Here is a 19,284-nt window from a genome sequence, read left to right as displayed (position 1 = left end):
TATTGAAGGCGCGCAGCCGTCTCAACAACGCTTGGAGGATCAATGCCACTAGCAGAACGCGTCGTGCTGCTCGACAAGGACGGCAGCCCGATAGGCGAACGAGCGAAGAGCGACGTACACACAACCACGACTCCTCTCCATTTGGCATTTTCTTGCTATCTATTCAACGATCAGGGTGAACTGTTGATGACTCGCCGGGCCATTTCGAAGCAGACCTGGCCGGGGGTCTGGACGAACAGCTTCTGCGGACACCCGGCGCCCGAGGAGAAATTCGAAGACGCCATCAAGAGACGTGCAGCCCAAGAGCTGGGCACCACAGTCCAAGATATCCGGTGTGAGCTACCGAAATTCTCTTACCGGGCAGTGGACGCCTCAGGGATCGTGGAGAACGAGGTGTGCCCCGTATTCTCCGCCCGAATTGAGGGGTCACTCAGACCGTGCAGCAGCGAGGTGAGCGAGTGGGCCTGGGTCCGTCCCGAAGCACTCGCCACAGCGCTCCCACTGACGCCGTTTGCATTCAGCCCCTGGCTGCGTGAGCAGCTTCCGCAGCTGCATGCCCGGGGGCTTTGGGGAAAGGGCAGCATCGATGCTTGACACACAGTTTCGTGGCGAGATGACTCAGGCCCTGGTGCACGAAATCTCGTCAGAGCTAACACGCATACTCTCCGAGCGCGGCGCACAGGCAAGAGGTCTGGGAGCCGCATATGACGAACTTTGGCAGCTCGCGATCAGGTGCGTAGGGGGCGGCAAACTCCTACGCCCGCGCCTCGTCATGGGCGCATTTGATGCATTCACCGATCATCACCCTGAATCAACGGCGCACCGGGATGCCGCGCTCACCGTTGCTGCAGCGCTTGAGATCCTTCACTACGCGTTTCTCCTGCACGACGACCTCATCGACGAAGACGTGCTGCGCAGAGGACAACCGAACCTGATCGGTCATCTCGCAAACGGAACACTCGGCACACCATACCCGGACTCCTCACAAGCTCAGCGTCTGCACTGGGCCCGCAGCAGCGGTTTGCTCATCGGCGATCTTATGCTGACCATCGCCCACCAAATCTTTGCAAGAGTCCATCTGCCCGAGGCGCAGCGCATCGCATTACTCGATGTGCTCGATGCCACAGTGACTGAGACTGTCGCGGGCGAATACTACGATGTTGGACTCGCTGACCGCTGCCTAGCCCCCAGCTTGACCGCTGTGCTTGATATGACGCGCATGAAAACAGCGACCTACACTTTCGAGCTGCCCCTTCGTGTCGCCGCGATTATGGCGGGGACGGACGACCGAACTCAGCAGCAGCTGGGCACCATAGGCCGCCATTTGGGCCTCGCCTTCCAGCTGCAAGACGATCTGCTCTCTGCCTTCAGCATGAGCATGACGCACGGCAAGGACCAGTTCTCTGACTTCCGAGAAGGCAAAGAAACAGCACTCATCGCGTTTGCACGAAACACGTCAGCTTGGCCAGCGCTCGCAGAATTGATCGGAGCTCAGGATTTCTGTTACGAGTCCGGGGTTCAAATTCAGCATTTGCTCGTGGAGTGCGGGGCCAAGGGCTTCATGGAGGCGATGGTGAGCGAACGCATCAGCACCGCCATCGCCTCGTTGACTCAGGGCCCCGGAGCGCTGCCAGCCCCAGTGTGCCTTTTCTTACTCGATCTCATCGACTCACTTGACGGGCGCACAACATGACAACCCGAAGAGACAATCTCGCACCGTTTGAGAAGTACAGTCGTGCTTCAGAACGCGCGACGGATCAGATAATTCGCAGCTACTCCACATCCTTTGGTGCCGCCACCAACCTATTGGGTGCCCGCCACCGCCAGCACGTTCGAAACATTTATGGACTAGTGAGGATCGCCGACGAGCTAGTCGACGGTGTGGCAGCCGCTGCAACACTCTCCCCTGCCGCTCAAGCACACCGCCTAACCGCACTTGAGCAGGAAACAGATGCTGCCGTCTCCACTGGCTACAGCAGCAACCCCGTCGTACAAGCCTTCGCCAATACTGCTCGCCTTTCGGGCATCGACTGCGCACTTACACGCCCATTTTTTGAGTCCATGCGCATGGATCTGCCCGTAACCACTTCGTCCGCACCCTCGAACAATGCACACACTTCGCAGATGAACGAGTTTGACCCGGGTGCCCATGCAGCCTACGTCTACGGATCAGCCGAGGTAGTGGGGCTCATGTGTTTACGTGTTTTCATGCAAGGTCAGGCACGGTCCGCGAGCGACATGTCGAGACTTGAGCACGGGGCCCGCAGCCTCGGCGCGGCATTCCAGAACGTAAATTTCTTGCGCGACCTCGCCGACGACACTGAACGTCTGCAGCGCAACTATCTCTGCGGAGATGCCCCCTTCACTGAAGCCCTCAAACAAGAGTGGATCGCAACGATCCGGGCACAACTCGCAGAAGCCAACGCAGTCCTGCCGCTGCTCCCAAGCGATGCGCGGGTAGCAGTGGACTGCGCACGTCGTTTGTTTTTGCGGCTGACGAACAAAATCGCTGCGATGCCCGTGGATCAGCTACTCACACAACGTGTCAGAGTTTCGAATCCCGCGAAAGCGTTACTTATTGTCCAGTCCATTTACCCCAGGCGAAAGCTGAGTAGAGTATGACTCGCACGATCGTTATAGGTGGCGGCGTTGCGGGTTTGGCTACCGCCGCTTTACTCGCGCGTGAGGGCCATCGCGTACGTTTGCTGGAGCGCCACGACCGCGTCGGCGGTCGCGCCGGCACGTTCCAAGACCAGGGGTTCAGGTTCGACACCGGGCCGTCGTGGTACCTCATGCCCCGGGTGTTTGAGCACTTCTTTGAGCTCCTCGGAACCTCGAGCGCAGAGCAGCTCGATCTTCGCACCCTTGACCCCGGATATAGCGTTTTCTCAATGCCACAGGAAGATAGGCAGGTGAAGCAGCTGACCATCCCGTTCGGCCTCGATCATGTCACCAATATTTTCGAGGAAGTTGAGCCCGGAAGCTCGGGGCGTCTGCGTAAGTATGTAGAATCCGCTTCGCGCACAACCGACATGGCTGAGCGCTACTTCCTATACAACACGTTCACCAGCTTCCGTTCGTTACTCACACCCGAAGTGCTGCGAGCAGTGCCTCGCCTGATCCCGCTCCTGCTCCGATCACTCAAGCGCTTCATCGAACCACGCTTCAGCGATCCAGTACTGCGTCAAGTGCTGGGATATCCTGCTGTATTCCTCGGCACCGACCCTCGTCGTGCGCCTTCCATGTACCACCTCATGAGCGCACTCGATCTCGACGACGGCGTGCAGTATCCAATGGGAGGTTTTTGGCGGCTAGTCGGAACGATCGAACAGCTCGCTCTCGACAACGGCGTCGAGATCGTCACAGGGGCCGAAGTTACCGAGATCCTGACTCGACAAGCCTCCGGTGGGGACTTTAGTGCGAGCGGGGTGAGATGGCGGGACCAAGACGGCACAGAGCACATCGAGCATGCCAACACCGTGGTCTCAGCAGCAGACTTGCACCACACCGAGACCGCACTATTACCGAAAGCCGCCCAGAGCTTTCCAGAAAGCTGGTGGCACAAACGCCAGAGCGGGCCGGGAGCCGTTCTTGTGCTCTTAGGCGTATCGGGCAAGCTGCCCCAATTGGGCCATCATTCGCTCTTTTTTACCGACGATTGGGACGCGAACTTCGATGCAATCTTTGGCCCACAGGCCCGCATTCCAGACCCTGCGTCTGTGTATGTATGCAAGCCGAGCGCGACGGACCCGAGCGTTGCGCCAGCAGATGCAGAAAATCTGTTTGTGTTAGTCCCCGTCCCAGCAGACGCGTCGATTGGATCAGGAGGTAACGAGGGTCTCGGCAGCTCAGCAGTCGAGCAGGCCGCAGATCGCGCTATCGATCAGATCGCTCACTGGGCAGGCATCTCTGACCTGCACGATCGAATCGTAGTGCGCCGTACCATTGGTCCCGCCGATTTTGTACAGGACTATTCTTCGTGGAGCGGGGGCATGCTCGGCCCGTCCCACATTTTGAGTCAGAGCGCGATGTTTCGGGCCCAAAATGCATCGAAGCGAGTCAAGGGGCTTTACTATTCCGGCGCAACCACGGCCCCAGGGGTCGGTGTTCCCATGTGTTTGATCAGCGCAGAGCTCGTCCTCAAGCACATTCGTGGCGACAAGACAGCGGGCCCGACAGTTCCTCGCGCAGGCGGTTTCTCACCTCCCGCGCCCGCGCCAAGGGTCAAACTTAAGCGCTCAGCACAGCGAGGGCTGAAATGAAACCGATCCGCATTCGGGTGGCATTCAGCATCGATTGCACCGCTGACGCAGCGTGGAACGCCATGCACTCTTCCTCGGTAGCTGCCACCCTCTACCGCCCGCTGCTACAAATGCAGCCCACAGAACACTCGTTCTCAGCCGCGTTCGCCCCGGGAACACCCGCAGATGTGCGACTCCTCGCATTTGGCAGGCTTCCAGTTGGGCGACAACGCATCCTCATCGAAGACATCACACGCGACCAGCTCCCTCCAGGTTCTCGCACGATGCGCGATTATGGCCGTCCGCTAAGTGGGCCGCTGGCGCTCACGCGCGGCTGGAACCACGAACTGTCGGTCTGGCCAGCGGGCAATTCGACTGCGGTGTGGCACGACGAGCTCACGGTCGCTGGCATATTCGCATACCCATTGTCATTGGCGCTCTGGCCCCTTTGGCTGTGGCGCAAGACCAAGATTCGCAGGCTCGCGCACGCTTGGCGCCGGGGCGCGACCGTCACGGACCGATAGCCAGCGAACAATCCGCAGCAGCACAAATGCCCAGGTCACTTAGAAAAGAAACGAAACGGCATGTTCTTCATTCCTGATTCAATGCAATACGTAGCCCTCATGTTGGCCTGCCTCCTGTTGACAGTACCCCTCGAGATAGTTCTGGGTGCGCGCGTGTATCGTCGGCCGCTGCGGCTCTTGCAAGCCGTTCTCGTCACGGTGCTGGTGTTCTCCATTTGGGACATCATCGCGATCAACGCAGGGCTCTGGAGCTACAGCGAACGCTTCACCACCGGTCTGATGCTTCCGTTTGCCCTGCCGCTCGAAGAACTCATCTTTTTTGTGGCGATACCACTGTGCGGGCTGCTCACGTATGAAGCTGTGGGGAGAGTCCTCACATACTTCAAAAAGGTCGTGCACCGCCGCACCCGTTCACATCAGGAGAATGAAAATGCTTGAGTACACCCTGGCCACGATGGTCACGATGGTAGCCGTGGTGCTCTTGGAGGTGCTGTGGTTGCGCACCGGAATCTTTCGGACTGCACAGTACTGGATTTCTCTGTTGATCATGTTCTCGTTCCAGGTACCTGTCGACGGCTGGTTGACGAAGCTTTCAAATCCAATCGTGATCTACAATCCAGACACGATGCTCGGCATCCGCTTCCCTTGGAACATTCCCATCGAGGATTTTGGTTTTGGGTTCGCCATGCTCACACTGACGATCTTGATTTGGAAATCGGCAGGGCGGGGCGCTCGCGAGGCGCGAGCTACCGATGCCCCGGCATTAACAAAGCGAAAGGATGTTTAACGTGCCGACGTCCAAATTCCACCGGGATCGTCGGGCAGTGCACTTTCCCGGTTCACAAGGAGCTTCGCAGCCGGATCGGCCCCGGCGTGTAGTCGTCATCGGCGGCGGCATCGCAGGCCTGGCCGCAGCGAGCGGTCTCATCGAGCGTGGCGTCTCCGTCGAACTCATCGAACCCGAAGAAAACCTTGGCGGCCGCGTTCGGGCTTGGAACGTCAGTACGCCAGCGGGTGACGTCAGTATGAGCCGCGGGTTTCATGCGTTCTTTCGTCAGTACTACAACCTTCGCAAACTACTCAGCCGGGCCGACGACCTTTCAGAGATCCTGAGACCTGTGGCAGATTATCCAGTGGTTAGCGCCAACGGTGACCGCGATTCGTTTACGCGCATCCCTCGCACACCACCCTGGAATTTCATTTCCTTTGTGCTCAAAAGCCCCACGTTCACGGCTCGAGATCTCACCAAGGTCGATATCGATACCGCTCTGTCACTTCTCGACGTCGATTTTCCTAAGACCTACGCCGACCTTGATCACGTCAGCGCTTCAGACTTTCTCGACAAGTTGCGCTTTCCGGACAGGGCACGCCACCTCGCGCTCGAGGTGTTTGCTCGCAGCTTCTTTGCCGATCCGCGCGAGTTTTCTGCTGGTGAGCTTGTAGCGATGTTTCATAGCTACTTTCTGGGTTCTGCTGAGGGTTTGCTGTTCGACGTGCCACGCGATGATTTCAACACCGCGATATGGAAGCCGCTCAGTGCGGCGCTCGAACGCCAGGGTTTGCAGCGAGTGCGCGGGTCAGTCGCACACATCGAGCACTGCCCCGAGCAGAAAAACTGGTGCGTAACCCTTACAGGTGGCTCCCGCTATGAGGCAGACGCAGTAGTTCTTGCAGCGGGCCCGCAGGCAACGAGAGAGATCGTGACCGCGTCACAGCTCGAGGCCCACAGCGAGAAGGCGCACTTATGGAAGCAACGGGTAGAAGCTACCCAGGTCGCACCACCCTTTGCAGTACTGCGACTGTGGCTTGACGGCCCAGTCAGTCAAGATCGTCCGCCTTTCCTGGGTACAGCTCGCTTCGGACCCCTCGATAACGTGAGTGTGCTCGAACGGTTCGAAGAAGGGGCTCGCGCTTGGGCCGCGGCCAATAACGGTAGCGTCGTAGAGCTTCACGCTTATGCACTTCCGGGTGACTTTCGGGGAGACACGGCGCAAGAACAAGCGCTGGTGAACGAGCTGCGCGCAGAACTTGCTCGCGTATATCCAGAAACCGCGGCGCTTGGCGTCGTCGCTGAAGAACTGCTCATCGAACGCGATTGTGCATTGATCGGCACTGAGTCTTGGCAGGATCGCCCAGAAGTGGCGACCCCGTTACCGGGGCTCATGCTCGCAGGCGACTGGGTGAGATGCGACCTGCCCATCGCACTCATGGAACGTGCCGCCACGACAGGCTGGATAGCCGCGAACAATCTGCTAGAGGCTTGGGGGGTGAAAGGGCACGATCTGTGGAGCGCGCCCTTGAAAGGCCGGCACTGGTGGCCCAGCGCTGCACGAAAGCTTATAGCTCGCGTGCCGGGCTCTCGAACCGCAGGGTGAAGCCGCGCAGTTTGTAGCCTTGCACGAGCGTGTCGAATTCATGATCCGGCTCTCGCTCGAGCGTCGCTCCCGCGGTCAATAGTGACCTCACGAGAGCGTCAGTTTCGAGCAGAGCGAGGTGGGAGCCTGGGCAGCGATGGGGCCCATCGCCGAAGCTCAGCCCGGTGCGTTCAGACGCCGCGAGCTGCCTGGCCGGGCAGGCAGCTTCAGGGTTCGGCTCAAACACCTGCGGGTCACGATTTGCCTGCCGCACGTTGACGTCAACGAGCGCCCCCTCGGAGTGCGGGCACTCGGTCGTTGAAGCCTGCACACGCCGGTAAATGTGCGCGACGGGCGGTTCGAGGCGAATAATTTCGCTCAGAATGGCGATGCGCTCTCGATAGTCACCCTTGAGATACTGCGCACGCAGGGACTCTTCGCGCAAAAGATACAGCATCGTCATGCTCATAAACTCGCGCGTTGTGACCATTCCCGCGGTGCCATACGTCAGACACTCCATGAGAATCTCGCGGGGGCGGTAACCCTGCTCAAGAAGGTGACCGATCACATCGTCTTGCGGCACACGTCGGTGTGCCCGAATCGCGGGTCGTACATCTTTCATATAGAAGGTGAAAAGGGGTGTGAGGGCGTTACGTGCGGCCCGTATCCAGTCTTTGCGTGTGCGTCCGTGATCGCCCCGGGTGTGATCGACTTCGGGCTGTCGAAAAAACGCTTCAAGTCGTTGTGCTAAAGCGGGAACGCTGCTCTGAGTGAGCCCCACGATCTCTGACGCCACCCGCACCGAGAAGTGCAGCGCGAGCTCATCGAGTGCGCAGCCGCCCTGCTGCTGCACGCCCGCAACATACTCCTGCGCGGTACGCTCAATGAACGCTCGATGTTTCATCTCCAGCGTTCGCGGGCTGAAGAACCGCACGAGCTGCCGACGGTGCTCAAGGTGTTCGTCACCATCATCGATTAGGATCGGTCGCCGAGCGAAGAATCGTTGCGGAATACGCTCAGCAGTGAACCCAGCCTGAGTGGTAGCGCGCTGAGCCCGCAGCAGGGTTTGGCTCTCACGCATATTCGTAAGCGCAATGACTTCTTGCTCGGCTCCTTGCCGCTCAGACAAAGTGCTCGCCTAAACTTCGACAGACGCGCGCAATGCACGGGCTGCGCGCGCCCTGTACCAGTGCGTCAGTTCGATGACCGCACGCAGTACGTTTTCAGGCCGCTCCGTGTCCTCGAGATCTGCAAATGTGCTGCGGTAGCCCGCGGGTGTTGCACCGGCCGACTGACGCAGGACTTCGTGTCCCATCGTCCACTCAGAAAATCGGCGTTCGTGAACGGGCGTTTCGAGGAGCACCCGTAGGTTCGTGTGGCGAGAGTCCGCGCATATCTCACGATATAGGTCTTTGATACTGCGCTCTGGCCCTTCAATGTACTGAAAGAATTTCCCCTGGCGAAATAAGAGGATTCCGGTGATGCCGCGAATCGTGTTCTTTCGCCGGGCGGTGTGCAAGATGTCGTCGAGCGTTGCCTCGTCAACCCCGCTCACTGCATCGCTCGAATACATGAGGGCAAAGAGCTGCCCGCTGGTTACAGTATCGTTTCGGTTCAACTCAGCTCCTCCCCACGTAATGCCAACAATCCGTCACGTTGTGCATGCTCTATGAGGCACGCCTGGGCCGCCTCGAGCGAACTGAACAAGCCCACCTGTTCTGACTGAGCGTTGCACACCTGAAAAATGTCGCTCTCTATGCGATCGACAAATCCTAAGAACCTCATCGACTGTGTGGCGACGTAAAACCCGTCTTCCACGCACGCCCAGACAGCGTGTGCCTCCTCCGAAGAGCGAGATGATTCAGTCTCCACGTCGCTCCATCTCCTCACATGCCGTCATTACACCCACTGTTCAGCGTAGCAGCGGAGGTTTCATTTCAGCTGCGCCTCGACAGGACCTTCACGAAAGCGCGCCCCGCTCTCACGCAGGGTCCGGAGAGCCTTCGGTCCAACCCCGTGCAGCGCGAGCAGCTCCTGTTCAGAATGGGTGCCTAATTGGCTCAGCCGGGCGACGCCGATCGACTCGAGCGCAGCTCGAGCGGGCCGCCCGATCTGGGGAAGCTCGTCAGAGACCGACTCAACCCTGTGCGAGATCACGCGCGTAATGAGGTCGATAGGCAGTGGTTCTGTGAGCGGCAACTGCACCGAACCTTTGCCCTGCACGTAGGGCGCGAACTCTTCTGCAAACGCCGCTTGGCCAGCCGGGGTTGCGTAGAGCCCGATGTGCTGTTTGAACCCGCCAAAGTAGATGACTGGGTGGCCGTTGAGCTTGTACCCGATGAGGCCGTAGCTCATTCCCTCGGCTGCGGCGGGGCAGCGCTCACGAACGAGGCCTCGAAGCGTTTGAAGGCGCTGCTGCGTCTGATCTGGAAACTGCGCAAGGTATGCAAGTACATCATCGGACATGGGTGCAGCCTAATTCCCCAGGCTTGAACGGCCAAGCACAGCGACCTGCCCGCTCAGACTTCACGACGCCCGCGTCTTCTGGAGCTTACAGCGCGGCCGTCGTGATGGCGACGAGCGGGTCGGTGGTGGGGGCGCCCGTGGGCGAGCCGCCCGCCTGCTCCACGGTCACCGCGATCGTGTCGCCCGACTCGAAGTCACTCAGAAGCGCAGGCTCGCTCCCGTCTGCGAGCACGCCCGCAGAAATCGGCGTCTCACCGCGCACGAGCCACACCTCAAAGTCTTCGCCGCTGGGCAGCTGCGGCAGCCCATCGGTCACAAGCAGGGCACGGTCGAGACCCTGCGACCAGTGCAGGGTCGCTTCGCCGCCGCCGGCAACCTCGGCGGTCTGCTGCTGCGCGTCACCCGCCCCGGTCACTTCGGCGAGCGCGACCACCGCCGGATCCTCGTGCGTCACCGATCCCAGCAGCTGCGGGCCGAGGGTGATCGCCGCGAACACCGCGAGCGATGCGGCGAGCGCGAACGCACCGGCCACCCACATTCTGCGGCGGCGGCGAACGCGCCGATGCCGAATCGGGGCGGAGCCGCCTGGCTCAGTCGCAGCGGGCTCCGGGCCACCAGTCGCGGGCTCGGGCAGCGCAGGCCCGACGGCCGCGGCCGCACCCGCACCCGCACCCGCACCAGATTCCGCCTGCTGCGGCAGTAGCGCGATCTGGTCGAGCAGGCTGGCGCGCAGGCTCGCGGGCGGCTCGGCGCCTGGCACCGCGTCGCCGAGCGCGGCGGTCGTCTCGAGATCGTCGTCGACGATATACCGCCACTCGGGGTGCTCAGTGAGCGCCCGTGTGAACGCGGCCTCGTCTGCTGCGCTGAGCGCGTGCAGGGCGTGGCCCGCCGAAAGCTGTCTAAACTCCCCTAGATTCATGACACCACCTCCAGGGTCTTGCGCAGGCGTGTCAGCCCGTCGCGCATGCGCGTCTTCACTGTGCCCAGCGGAACACCCAGCAACACTGCAATCTCGCTCTGCGAATAGCCCCCAAAGTAAGCGAGCACGAGCGGTTCACGCTGCGCTTCGGGCAGCGCGTGCAACGCCTCAGTGGCCTGCGCCCCGTCGACGAGCAGCTCGACCTGTTCGTCGATCGGCTGACCCGGCGTGCCCAGCTCACGCAGCCCAGCCCGCTCATCGCGGCCCGCCGCGGCGTGCGCCGATCGCACCCGGTCGACCGCGCGTCGGTGCGCGAAGGTGAGCACCCACGCGCGCGCACTCCCCCGATCCGGATCAAACGAACGCGCTTGCTGCCACACCTCGAGAAACACCTCCTGCAGCACTTCCTCGCTCTGGGCGTGATCGATGAGCACGCGCCGGATCAGGCCGAGCGCCCTCGCCGACAGCATGTCGTAGAGGGCGGCGAAGGCCCGCTGGTCGCCGGTGGCGACCCGGGCGAGGGCCGCGTCGGCAGGGTCAGCGGCCGTCCCGTCTTCGGGAATGTCGCAACCGTCGATCACCATCTCCTTCAGCATGCCGTACTCACCCGCTTTCTGCGTGTTTTGCCGGGCGATTCTTAGCCGAATGTGAATGAGTACACTTCGACCCCGACGGGCACCTGCACCTCGAGCGTGCCCGCGGGCGGCGAGTCTTTGCCGAGGAGAGCGTACGAGCGCGGTGTGCCCGAGACCTTGACGGTGCGCTCGCCGGCGGCGTCCGTGACGCGCAGGCTGCCCTCGCCCGCCACGACCATGCGCACCTCACTGGCGCGGTAGTTCAGCCGAATGGCGGCGGTGTCACCGGGCGTCGCGGGGTCGGCGAGGCCTGCGGGGCCTGCGGGTGTCGCGTACTGGCTCTCGACCCGCCAGGAGCCGTCGAGCGCGAAGGAGTCTTGGGGCTGCTCTTGCGGCAGCGTGAACTCGTTCACCCCCGCACCGTAGTCGCCGGGCCCCGCAAAGTTCACGTCTTTCGCGTAGCCGAGAAACGTCTCGGGCGTCGTCGTGCCCACCTGCGGGGTGGTGTCTTTCGTGTCGGTCGTGTCGGGGAGTTTCACCGTCGGGTCTGCGTCTTTGAGCAGCTGCCTGATCATGCGCTCGGTGGAGTCGTAGTTGCCCTCACCAAACGAGATGTGGCGCACCGTGCCCTGCGCGTCGATCAGGTAGTGGGCTGGCCAGTACCGGTTGCGGTAGGCCGTCCACGTGGACAGATTGTTGTCTAGCGCGACCGGGTATTCAATGCCAAACCCGCGGGCGGCGTCTGCCACGTTCTGTGCGTCTTTCTCGAACGCGTACTCGGGTGAATGCACACCGATTACGCGCAGCCCGGCGTCGCGGTACGCGCGGTCCCACGCCACGACGTGCGGAATCGACCGCTGACAGTTGATGCACGAGTACGCCCAGAAATCGATGAGCACGACCTCACCGCGCAGCTGCGCAAGATCGACGGCGGCGCCTGCAGGCGTGTTGAGCCAGGCCTCAATGCCGCGAATATCGGGGGCGGTGCCGCAGCTCTCGAGCTCGGCCGCCCCGTTGCTGCACTGATCAAGCTCACGGTTCTCATCGGTCACGAGCCCGCCCAGGTCGAGCGCGCGCCTCGCACCCTCGCTCCCCGCGAGCTCCTGCTGGAGCCCCGCGGTGTAATCAGGAATGAGGCGCTGAATGGCCTGGGGAAGATTGAACGCGAGGCCCGCCGCGAGCGCGAGGAGGGCTGCGGCCGCGGTGATCCGGATCGCGCGTTCGCGCTTGCGAAACGCCCTGATGCGCTCGGTCAGCCCGCGCCCAGCGAGCGCGAAGGCGAGCAGCGGCAGAGCGACGCCGATCGCGAACGACACGGTGAGCGCGATCGTGCCCGCGCCGATCGTGCCGGTGGAGCCGGCGACGATGATCGCCGCGAGCACCGGGCCCGCACACGGCACGAACACTGCGCCGAGGGCGAGGCCCATGCCGAAGCCGTTGCCTCCGTCATCGACCTTGCGCCGCGGCAGCCACTGGAACGGGCGCTCGAGAATCTGCTCGACGCGAGGAAACAGCATGCCGACGCCGATCAACACAAGAACGGCGACGCCCGCCCAGCGGATCGCTGCCTGCGGCAGCGAGAAGAAGCCGAGAATAATCGAGCCCGCGAGCGTGACCGCCGTGAAGCTCAGCACGAGACCCGCGATCACGAAGTAGGGGCGGCTGCGGGGCGCCGGGATCACCTCGGGGGTTTCACCGACCCTGGCCGATTGGGCGCCCGCCGTCAAAAAGATGACCGGCAGCACCGGCAAGATACACGGCGAGATGCCGGTGATGAGCCCGCCCAGCAGGCCGATAAGCACGGTGTCCACGATGCCTCCCTTAGTTGAGAGGTATTCGGCGCCGCGGGCCGATCGGATTGCAGCAAAAAGTTTTTTGGGAATGTGCAATCCGGTTTCGCGGGGGCTCCGAATGAGAGTTAAGCCGCGGGTGACCGTGGTTCCACAACGAGGAGGACATCATGACTACCACCCGCAAGATGATCGGATCGGCTTTCGCACTCACGTTTGCTGGCGCCGTCGCGCTGACCGGTTGCTCGATGAGCGCGCCCGCCGATGAAGGCACGAAGCAGTCCCAGCAAGACACCAACAAGGAGCAGACGCCGAAGGAGGCGCCTGAGACGGAGGGCAACATGGCAGACCCGGCCGCGAACCTCGTCGGCCCCGGCTGCGCGGCCTACGCTGAGGCGGTGCCCACAGGCGACGGTTCGATCCAGGGCATGTCGCAGGACCCCGTCGCGGTCGCTGCATCGAACAACCCGATGCTCACCACGCTCGTCGCAGCCGTGAGCGGGCAGCTCAACCCGAAGGTTGACCTCGTCGACACCCTGAACGGCGGCGAATTCACCGTGTTTGCGCCAGTCGACGACGCGTTCGGCAAGATTGACGCGGCCACCATCGACGCGCTCAAGACCGACGATGGCCTGCTGTCGAAGATTCTGACCTACCACGTGGTGGCCGGCCAGATCGAGCCCGCCGACATCGCGGGCAGCCACGAGACCGTCGAAGGCCAGGCCCTCGAGGTCACCGGATCGGGCGACAACCTGAAGGTCAACGACGCGAACGTGATCTGCGGTGGTGTGCAGACCGCCAATGCCGTCGTCTACCTCGTCGACTCGGTGTTGATGCCGCCGGCTGAGTAGCAGCCACCCGCTTGCCCGGGCCTTTGTACTCTGCCCTGGCTTCGAGTTCACGAAAGGTGTGCGCCCCGACCTTGGCCTTCACGGCCAGTGTCGGGGCGGTCCTGCGTGCATGTCCTGCGTGCTGGTCCCCGTGCTGCCGCAAGCGACCGGCGCAGTTCGTTACGCGGCTCACTTCTTGTCGTCTTGCGCGTCTTGCGCGTCTTCGACGGTCAGCGGTTTTGCAAGGTCTTCGAGCGCTTCCCCCTCAGCCTTCACACCGAATAGGAGCTCGGCGATACCACCGAGGGTCATCACTACCGCGCCGATCACAAACGCGAGTGCCACGAGGCTACGGTCGCCCGAATCGATCATCCAGCCGAACAGTAGCGGCCCGGCAATACCACCGGCGGCCGTGCCCACAGCGTAGAAGAATGCGATCGCGAGCGCTCGTGTTTCCATCGGAAATATCTCGCTCGCGGTGAGATACGCAGCGCTCGCGCCAGATGATGCGAGGAAGAAACAGACCGCAAGCACACCCAAAAACAGCCACTCGTTACCGATCTTCGCAACGAACAGATACGCCAAGACGCACGCAATCACAGCAGAACCGATATAGGTCGACGAAATCATAGGCTTGCGCCCGACGGTGTCAAACAGCCGACCGAGCACGACCGGCCCGACAAAATTACTCGCCGACCACATAATGATGAAGATCGGCACGGTTGCCGCTGCTACCCCGAAGAAGCCGTGAAACAGTGTGCCGAGGTTAAATGTGACACCGTTGTAGAGAAACGCTTGGCCGATGAAGAGCATGAGGCACAGCACGGCACGTTTCGGGTACAGCTTGAACGCGACCTTCGCGATCTCACGAAACGGGATGGTGTCGCGCTGCCTCACCGTGAGTGAGTCCTCTGGTTCGGGCAACGGCTCTGACCTGTGCTCGGTGATTCCCTTCTCGATGTCAGCGACAATCGATTCGGCTTCCTCCTCGCGCCCGTGAATGAACAACCAGCGCGGGCTTTCGGGCACGTGCCGCCTCACGACGAAGACGATGATGGCCAGCACCGCCCCCACCCCGAAGGCGAGGCGCCAGCCCCAGTCTTTCGGAAGGATGTCGGTGTTGAGAAACACGAGTGATGCCGCAGCGCCAGCCACGGCACCCAGCCAATACGTGCCATTAATCACGAGGTCGGTGCGCCCGCGCACGCGAGCCGGAATCAGCTCGTCAATCGCCGAGTTGACGGCGGCGTATTCACCGCCGATACCGGCTCCGGTGATAAACCGTGCCAGATAGAAGTACCACGGAGCAAACGAAAATGCCGTCGCGACCGTCGCCGCGAAGTACACGATCAGCGTGATGATGAAGAGCTTTTTACGCCCGAACCGGTCAGTCATCTGGCCGAAGAACAGTGCGCCTAGACACGCTCCCAGCACGTAGACACCACCAGCAACACCAATCTGACCCGCGCTAATTGAAATCCCGCTGCCATCTTCCGTGAGTCTCGCCGCGACATTGCCGACCATCGTCACTTCCAGGCCATCCAGCAGCCAGACGCTACCAAGACCCACCACCACTAGCCAGTGGAATCGTGACCACGGCAGTCGATCTAACCGGGAGGGCACCTGCGTGGTGATCTTCTTTCTCACCGCTTTGCTGTTCACGAGAACCTCGCATCCACGCCCATAGCTTGGGCTTGTGGAGTCAGGCTACATCTGCCCACCCGGCCGGCCAAGCAATCGAGGGAGCCTTGACTATGAGCTGCCGGGCGGCTATCTGCGTCGCTTCAGCCAGTACCAAATACGCAGCGGAAACATGCCCAGAAACGGCGCACGTCGCCCTAGGTCGTCGCGATCTTGCTTCTCAAACTCGCGGGCGAGTGAGGCGGCCTGCGCCGAAGTTGGGTAAGTTTTCGCGCCGCTCGCCTCGTTGCAGCGAGCGCACCTCCAACACAGCTGAGGGCCTTCTGCGGAGAACTGGAGACGGTGACCAAAAATAAGACACTTCCACACCGCAGACTCCCTTCACTGCGCGACGCGGGCGAGCCCGCAAATTGGCCGCATCGACAGTCTGCCTGCCAAGAGCGGATCAGTCATCAATCAACTGCAGCGCACTGCCCTTGTGCGCCGCCACATGATCAGATTTGTCACTCTTGATTTCATATTGCGGGTCGCCCGGTGAAGCCCGGTGAGTGTGGCCCTTGTAATCAAAGTCTTTCGTGTGCACCGTAGTAATCGTGCCGGTAACGTGCCCAGCCTCAGAGTTCCAGCGCACGTGGTCTCCGACATGGAATTTGTGGGACATTGCGATTCACCTCTTTCCCACTTCATTGAAACACCGTCGCCGCAGCTCGTCTAGGGGTGGTGTTTAGCCGAATCATTCGGTAGCGCCTGTGGGCGCACATGGTCTACCCGACAGCACGGCAGGGGTGCATCACACCGGTTTGAGTTCCCCTTCAAGATCCCAAACAATCTCGACAGCGCTACGAATCATGTCGACCCGTTCTGCAACCGATGCGTTCATGGGCCGAGAACCCATCTTGACAGCAACCCAGTCAAGGCTTCCCGCTGCGGCGAGCGCAGCGTGTGCTCGTTCACGCGTAAGCAGGGACGAGGGTTCACCTGTCCCTCCTTGATCGCGGGGCGCAAACGGGGGGTGGTTGTCTTCCCAGGCAGGGCCGTAGGTGTTCTGAACTGCTGATGCACCTGAGAACACGAACCCGCGCAGGAGGCCGCTCTGCTGCGCCCGTGCAACCTGCTCGGCGACCAGGTCGGCGTCACGCAGTTCAATTGCGCACCGGCCCCAGTTCAGGGCGAGGCCGACCGTGCCGCCAACTGCCTCGAGTGCGGCAATCTCATCATCGAGCGAAAGATAGCCCTTTTCGGGGCGTTGGCCCGCGATGAGGGTGTCGCAGTGTTCAATGACCAGGTCTGCACCATTCCAATCCCACGCCGAGATCTGGGCAAGTGAATCGGCAAGCGCGTCGCTACTCCCGTCAGTCGCCAGGGGCGCGCTGTGCAGCTCAACGGAGACAACACTCGCTCGTCCTGAGCGCTGCACGAGACGTTCCACGTCGTCGCGCAAGCGCTTCGCACCGACCAACGCAAGCTCACGGCCTTCGGAGTCGACGGACGCGAGCCCAAAACTAGGGTTAGCTGCGAGGGATCCCACAGCGTGGCCGATCGCCGAAACAACGAGGTCCGCAGAACCAGGAAGATGTTCAAGCAGCCATGCATCATCGTGGGCGTGCAACTGCCCTGGCCAGGGAAGTTCCAGCCCACGCACATGATCGAGATTCAAAACACTGTCGAGGTACTCTGCTTCGAGTTGCGGTTGCCACCCGGTCAGCGACGGTGATGCAGCGTACGCTCCGACGATAATGCTCATACAAATGGCTCCTGTTTCCTTTGCTTCTGCGTTAAACACACGGACAGTGAGCGCCCGTAGGGAACAGACAATATGCATTCAACCACACTGTGAAATGGACTTCGTGTCCCGCGCTGTCCAGCGGCGGGGTGGGGCACCTTCAAGGTGTACTCGCGCATGGTCTCCCCCGAGCAACGAAAGGCTCACTCGGGCGATGCGGGAACCCTGAAAGTCGTCATCGCATCCGACTTCTCGATGGCAAGGTCGAAGTCGCCCTCAGTCATTGTTGCTAGCAGGTCTGCGGGGGCTCGCATCAACCCATCAGAAGCAGTTGGCAGATCGGTGTGTGGTGTCTGCCACCAGTCGAGGAGTGCCTCTGCCGTCTCCGTAGAGTCTCGTTTTTTACAGCGTGCAGACAACGCCTGGTTAATCTCTGCCACTGCGTCGATAATCTTGCCATCCCTGAACTGGAAAGCTGGGTAGTGTCTTGCTCCCCCAAGCTCGATCTCAATCAGCACATTGTGGTGCAGATACGTTCGGAACAATTTACGTTGTGCGGCCTTCAACGCTCGCTCCAGCTCCGGTTCGCTACGCTCTTTGTCTGACTCAGCGACTTCAGCCGCGGTAAGTGCGGACCGCGCTTCGACTGCCGTGTAAGTCTCTACTCGGTCAAGCAGGCTCGCAGCACGCCTAGGCGATCTGGGTAGCGTGAAGTCCGCCTCCCATATCTCTTCGTCTTCCCACCCTGCAGGGAACCCAAGTTGATCAAGATCAAACCGAACCGTCTTCGCCCGTTCAACAATGAACTGGGCGATCTCAAATGCATCATTTCGTTTCGGTGCGATGCTCAGTAGAAGATGCCGAACGATCAGGAGCACGCCATAGAGCTTGTTACTCACTGCCGTGTCGGCGAGTGCCGCCAAGTGATCTGTTGAATCTTTTCGCGCTTGTCCGGGTGCGTCGATAAGCACGTCGAAGGTACGGTTCCAGACGCGTCCGTAGTGTGCACAGATATTTCTCACGTGCCGGAGGCTGTTGAGCCAGTTGGCCATCGCGCCGCGGTCACCTTTGCCGTCGGCGGTATTAACCTGAAGACGTGCAGCGAGTATTTCCTGATCAATCTGGGGCATCAAGGTATAGAGGTTGCTCAGCACTCCGAACGACATAACTTCCGTCGCTACCCAGATCGGCAGGTGGGGGCCGTATTTCCTTCGAAAATGTAGAACGAAGGCGTCCCTGGCACGATTTTCATGACGATCGTACTCCGTAAGCCACTCGTTGTAAGACGTCTTCGGTTCGGATGACCCCTCGGGTACAGCATCGCGCATGGCTCCCAGTACTTGGGGTTTGCGGTGCGCAAATTTATCTACCCGCCCCAGTCGGTGCCCAATGAAGTATCGAAGCGAGATTTCAATCGTACTCAGCACCTCGCCGAGCTTGGTGCGCAGCGCATGGTCAAAGTCGTACAACGCAACAACGTGCGGCAGGTTGGTACCCTGAATGAACGTGTCAAGCCTGAGCTCTCGACCATCCTCGTCAGTTCGCGGATTCGGCTCCAATGGCAGTTCTCGATAGAGGTGCCAGTACCCAGACAGCCGATAGTAGCCGTAGCGCTCTAACACTGCAGTGGCGAAGGCGCCAGATTGACAGTCCATGCCGCGTTCACGCAGCCGGTGGATCTGCGCGGGCACCGTCAGGAACGGTTTCGCGTATGTGCTGTCAGGGTTCGTCACGTCATCAACATCCTGGCTCTTGGCGAGCCTGGGCGTCTCGCACTGAGTAGAAATAGAACAAGCCCGCGTCTCATCTAGAGAAGCGAGCCTGTCGTGTTACCTCAAATAATACGTGGCGCATCCGGCAACGTCAAGGTGGCGGCGTACCTTACGTATATTGATCGCGTAGCACGAGTCGTGCCTCACATACTTTGATCGCATGGTTCTACGCTGACGAGTATGAACAAGGACGTGGTGTCAATGGCGACGCGTATCGAAGTCACCAAAAAGCTGAAACAGGCCTACCGTGCGGCAACTCGCTCCGAGAAATCTGAGATCTTGGACCAGTTCTGCACGACTACCGGGGTATCTCGCGTGACCGCGAGACGCTATCTCAGTAGCCCCCATTTGGGTGTAAAGAACGTCACCAAGCTTGACTGAGTATTCGGACTTCTGAGCACCGCCAGTATTCCGGTTGAGCACCGCCCGCTGAAGCGCAGTTATTGTCT

The 19,284-nt window shown here is 60.9% G+C and carries 20 protein-coding genes; 10 read left to right on the top strand and 10 right to left on the bottom strand.

Going from position 1 to position 19,284, the window contains the following annotated elements; all coding sequences use genetic code 11:
* Positions 1 to 42: 42 nt before the first annotated feature.
* From idi to ACXR2W_RS12645, 8 genes are read left to right on the top strand one after another with little or no spacing between them, the layout of a single operon-like run.
* Positions 43 to 594 (top strand): isopentenyl-diphosphate Delta-isomerase, encoded by a 552-nt coding sequence (gene idi / locus ACXR2W_RS12680; protein WP_458816391.1) that lies wholly within the window; start codon positions 43 to 45, stop codon positions 592 to 594.
* Complete coding sequence (locus ACXR2W_RS12675; RefSeq protein WP_458816389.1) at positions 554 to 1,693, top strand: polyprenyl synthetase family protein; 1,140 nt, start codon at positions 554 to 556, stop codon at positions 1,691 to 1,693. Before idi ends, ACXR2W_RS12675 begins: the two co-directional genes overlap by 41 nt.
* Positions 1,690 to 2,622: a phytoene/squalene synthase family protein gene (locus ACXR2W_RS12670; protein WP_458816387.1), complete on the top strand. Its 933-nt coding sequence runs from the start codon at positions 1,690 to 1,692 to the stop codon at positions 2,620 to 2,622. Before ACXR2W_RS12675 ends, ACXR2W_RS12670 begins: the two co-directional genes overlap by 4 nt.
* Positions 2,619 to 4,262, top strand: a complete 1,644-nt coding sequence (gene crtI / locus ACXR2W_RS12665; protein ID WP_458816385.1) for a phytoene desaturase family protein — start codon at positions 2,619 to 2,621, stop codon at positions 4,260 to 4,262. The genes ACXR2W_RS12670 and crtI overlap by 4 nt, the downstream gene beginning before the upstream one ends.
* A complete protein-coding gene (locus tag ACXR2W_RS12660; RefSeq protein ID WP_458816383.1) occupies positions 4,259 to 4,765 on the top strand; it encodes a hypothetical protein in 507 nt (168 codons plus the stop codon). Before crtI ends, ACXR2W_RS12660 begins: the two co-directional genes overlap by 4 nt.
* Positions 4,766 to 4,825: 60 nt before the next feature.
* Positions 4,826 to 5,203: a lycopene cyclase domain-containing protein gene (locus tag ACXR2W_RS12655; RefSeq protein ID WP_458816381.1), complete on the top strand. Its 378-nt coding sequence runs from the start codon at positions 4,826 to 4,828 to the stop codon at positions 5,201 to 5,203.
* On the top strand, positions 5,196 to 5,552 hold the full coding sequence (locus tag ACXR2W_RS12650) for a lycopene cyclase domain-containing protein (protein ID WP_458816379.1): 357 nt from the start codon (positions 5,196 to 5,198) through the stop codon (positions 5,550 to 5,552). The genes ACXR2W_RS12655 and ACXR2W_RS12650 overlap by 8 nt, the downstream gene beginning before the upstream one ends.
* 1 nt (position 5,553) lies before the next feature.
* Entirely contained in the window at positions 5,554 to 7,140 is a 1,587-nt protein-coding gene (locus ACXR2W_RS12645; protein WP_458816377.1) for an FAD-dependent oxidoreductase, read from the top strand.
* On the opposite strand, the gene ACXR2W_RS12640 is transcribed toward ACXR2W_RS12645, so the two are convergent.
* From ACXR2W_RS12640 to ACXR2W_RS12615, 6 genes are all read right to left on the bottom strand, one after another.
* Positions 7,103 to 8,248: a cytochrome P450 gene (locus tag ACXR2W_RS12640; RefSeq protein ID WP_458816375.1), complete on the bottom strand. Its 1,146-nt coding sequence runs from the start codon at positions 8,246 to 8,248 to the stop codon at positions 7,103 to 7,105. The two genes, ACXR2W_RS12645 and ACXR2W_RS12640, sit on opposite strands and share 38 nt — an antisense overlap.
* A gap of 9 nt (positions 8,249 to 8,257) precedes the next feature.
* Positions 8,258 to 8,737 carry a BLUF domain-containing protein gene (locus tag ACXR2W_RS12635; RefSeq protein ID WP_458816373.1) on the bottom strand — a complete coding sequence of 160 codons (480 nt, stop codon included), beginning with the start codon at positions 8,735 to 8,737 and terminating at the stop codon, positions 8,258 to 8,260.
* Positions 8,738 to 9,051: 314 nt separating this feature from the next.
* Complete coding sequence (locus ACXR2W_RS12630) at positions 9,052 to 9,585, bottom strand: DUF1801 domain-containing protein (RefSeq protein ID WP_458816371.1); 534 nt, start codon at positions 9,583 to 9,585, stop codon at positions 9,052 to 9,054.
* Positions 9,586 to 9,670: 85 nt separating this feature from the next.
* The gene (locus ACXR2W_RS12625; protein WP_458816369.1) at positions 9,671 to 10,504 is read right to left on the bottom strand and encodes an anti-sigma factor; all 834 of its coding nucleotides are present in this window, start codon (positions 10,502 to 10,504) and stop codon (positions 9,671 to 9,673) included.
* Entirely contained in the window at positions 10,501 to 11,100 is a 600-nt protein-coding gene (gene sigK, locus ACXR2W_RS12620) for an ECF RNA polymerase sigma factor SigK (protein WP_458816367.1), read from the bottom strand. Before sigK ends, ACXR2W_RS12625 begins: the two co-directional genes overlap by 4 nt.
* Before the next feature lie 41 nt (positions 11,101 to 11,141).
* Positions 11,142 to 12,890, bottom strand: a complete 1,749-nt coding sequence (locus ACXR2W_RS12615) for a cytochrome c biogenesis protein DipZ (protein WP_458816365.1) — start codon at positions 12,888 to 12,890, stop codon at positions 11,142 to 11,144.
* A gap of 149 nt (positions 12,891 to 13,039) precedes the next feature.
* Between ACXR2W_RS12615 and ACXR2W_RS12610 the strand changes: the two genes are divergently transcribed.
* Positions 13,040 to 13,720, top strand: a complete 681-nt coding sequence (locus ACXR2W_RS12610) for a fasciclin domain-containing protein (RefSeq protein WP_458816363.1) — start codon at positions 13,040 to 13,042, stop codon at positions 13,718 to 13,720.
* Between the two features lie 168 nt (positions 13,721 to 13,888).
* Here ACXR2W_RS12610 and ACXR2W_RS12605 read toward each other — a convergent pair whose 3' ends face one another.
* The 4 genes from ACXR2W_RS12605 to ACXR2W_RS12590 all read right to left on the bottom strand — a co-directional run bounded on the left by ACXR2W_RS12605 (position 13,889) and on the right by ACXR2W_RS12590 (position 18,796).
* Positions 13,889 to 15,361, bottom strand: a complete 1,473-nt coding sequence (locus ACXR2W_RS12605) for an MFS transporter (RefSeq protein ID WP_458816361.1) — start codon at positions 15,359 to 15,361, stop codon at positions 13,889 to 13,891.
* 424 nt (positions 15,362 to 15,785) lie between these two features.
* Positions 15,786 to 16,001 carry a hypervirulence associated TUDOR domain-containing protein gene (locus ACXR2W_RS12600; protein ID WP_458816359.1) on the bottom strand — a complete coding sequence of 72 codons (216 nt, stop codon included), beginning with the start codon at positions 15,999 to 16,001 and terminating at the stop codon, positions 15,786 to 15,788.
* Between the two features lie 129 nt (positions 16,002 to 16,130).
* A complete protein-coding gene (locus ACXR2W_RS12595) occupies positions 16,131 to 17,084 on the bottom strand; it encodes a DUF4862 family protein (protein WP_458816357.1) in 954 nt (317 codons plus the stop codon).
* A 182-nt stretch (positions 17,085 to 17,266) separates the two neighbouring features.
* Positions 17,267 to 18,796 (bottom strand): Abi family protein, encoded by a 1,530-nt coding sequence (locus ACXR2W_RS12590; protein ID WP_458816355.1) that lies wholly within the window; start codon positions 18,794 to 18,796, stop codon positions 17,267 to 17,269.
* 219 nt (positions 18,797 to 19,015) lie between these two features.
* Here ACXR2W_RS12590 and ACXR2W_RS12585 point away from each other — a divergent pair, with 219 nt between their 5' ends.
* Entirely contained in the window at positions 19,016 to 19,216 is a 201-nt protein-coding gene (locus ACXR2W_RS12585; RefSeq protein WP_458816353.1) for a hypothetical protein, read from the top strand.
* The last annotated feature ends 68 nt before the right edge of the window (positions 19,217 to 19,284 follow it).

It is taken from the genome of Leucobacter faecis, from assembly GCF_054456695.2.
This window is presented reverse-complemented; position numbering and strand designations above follow the sequence as displayed.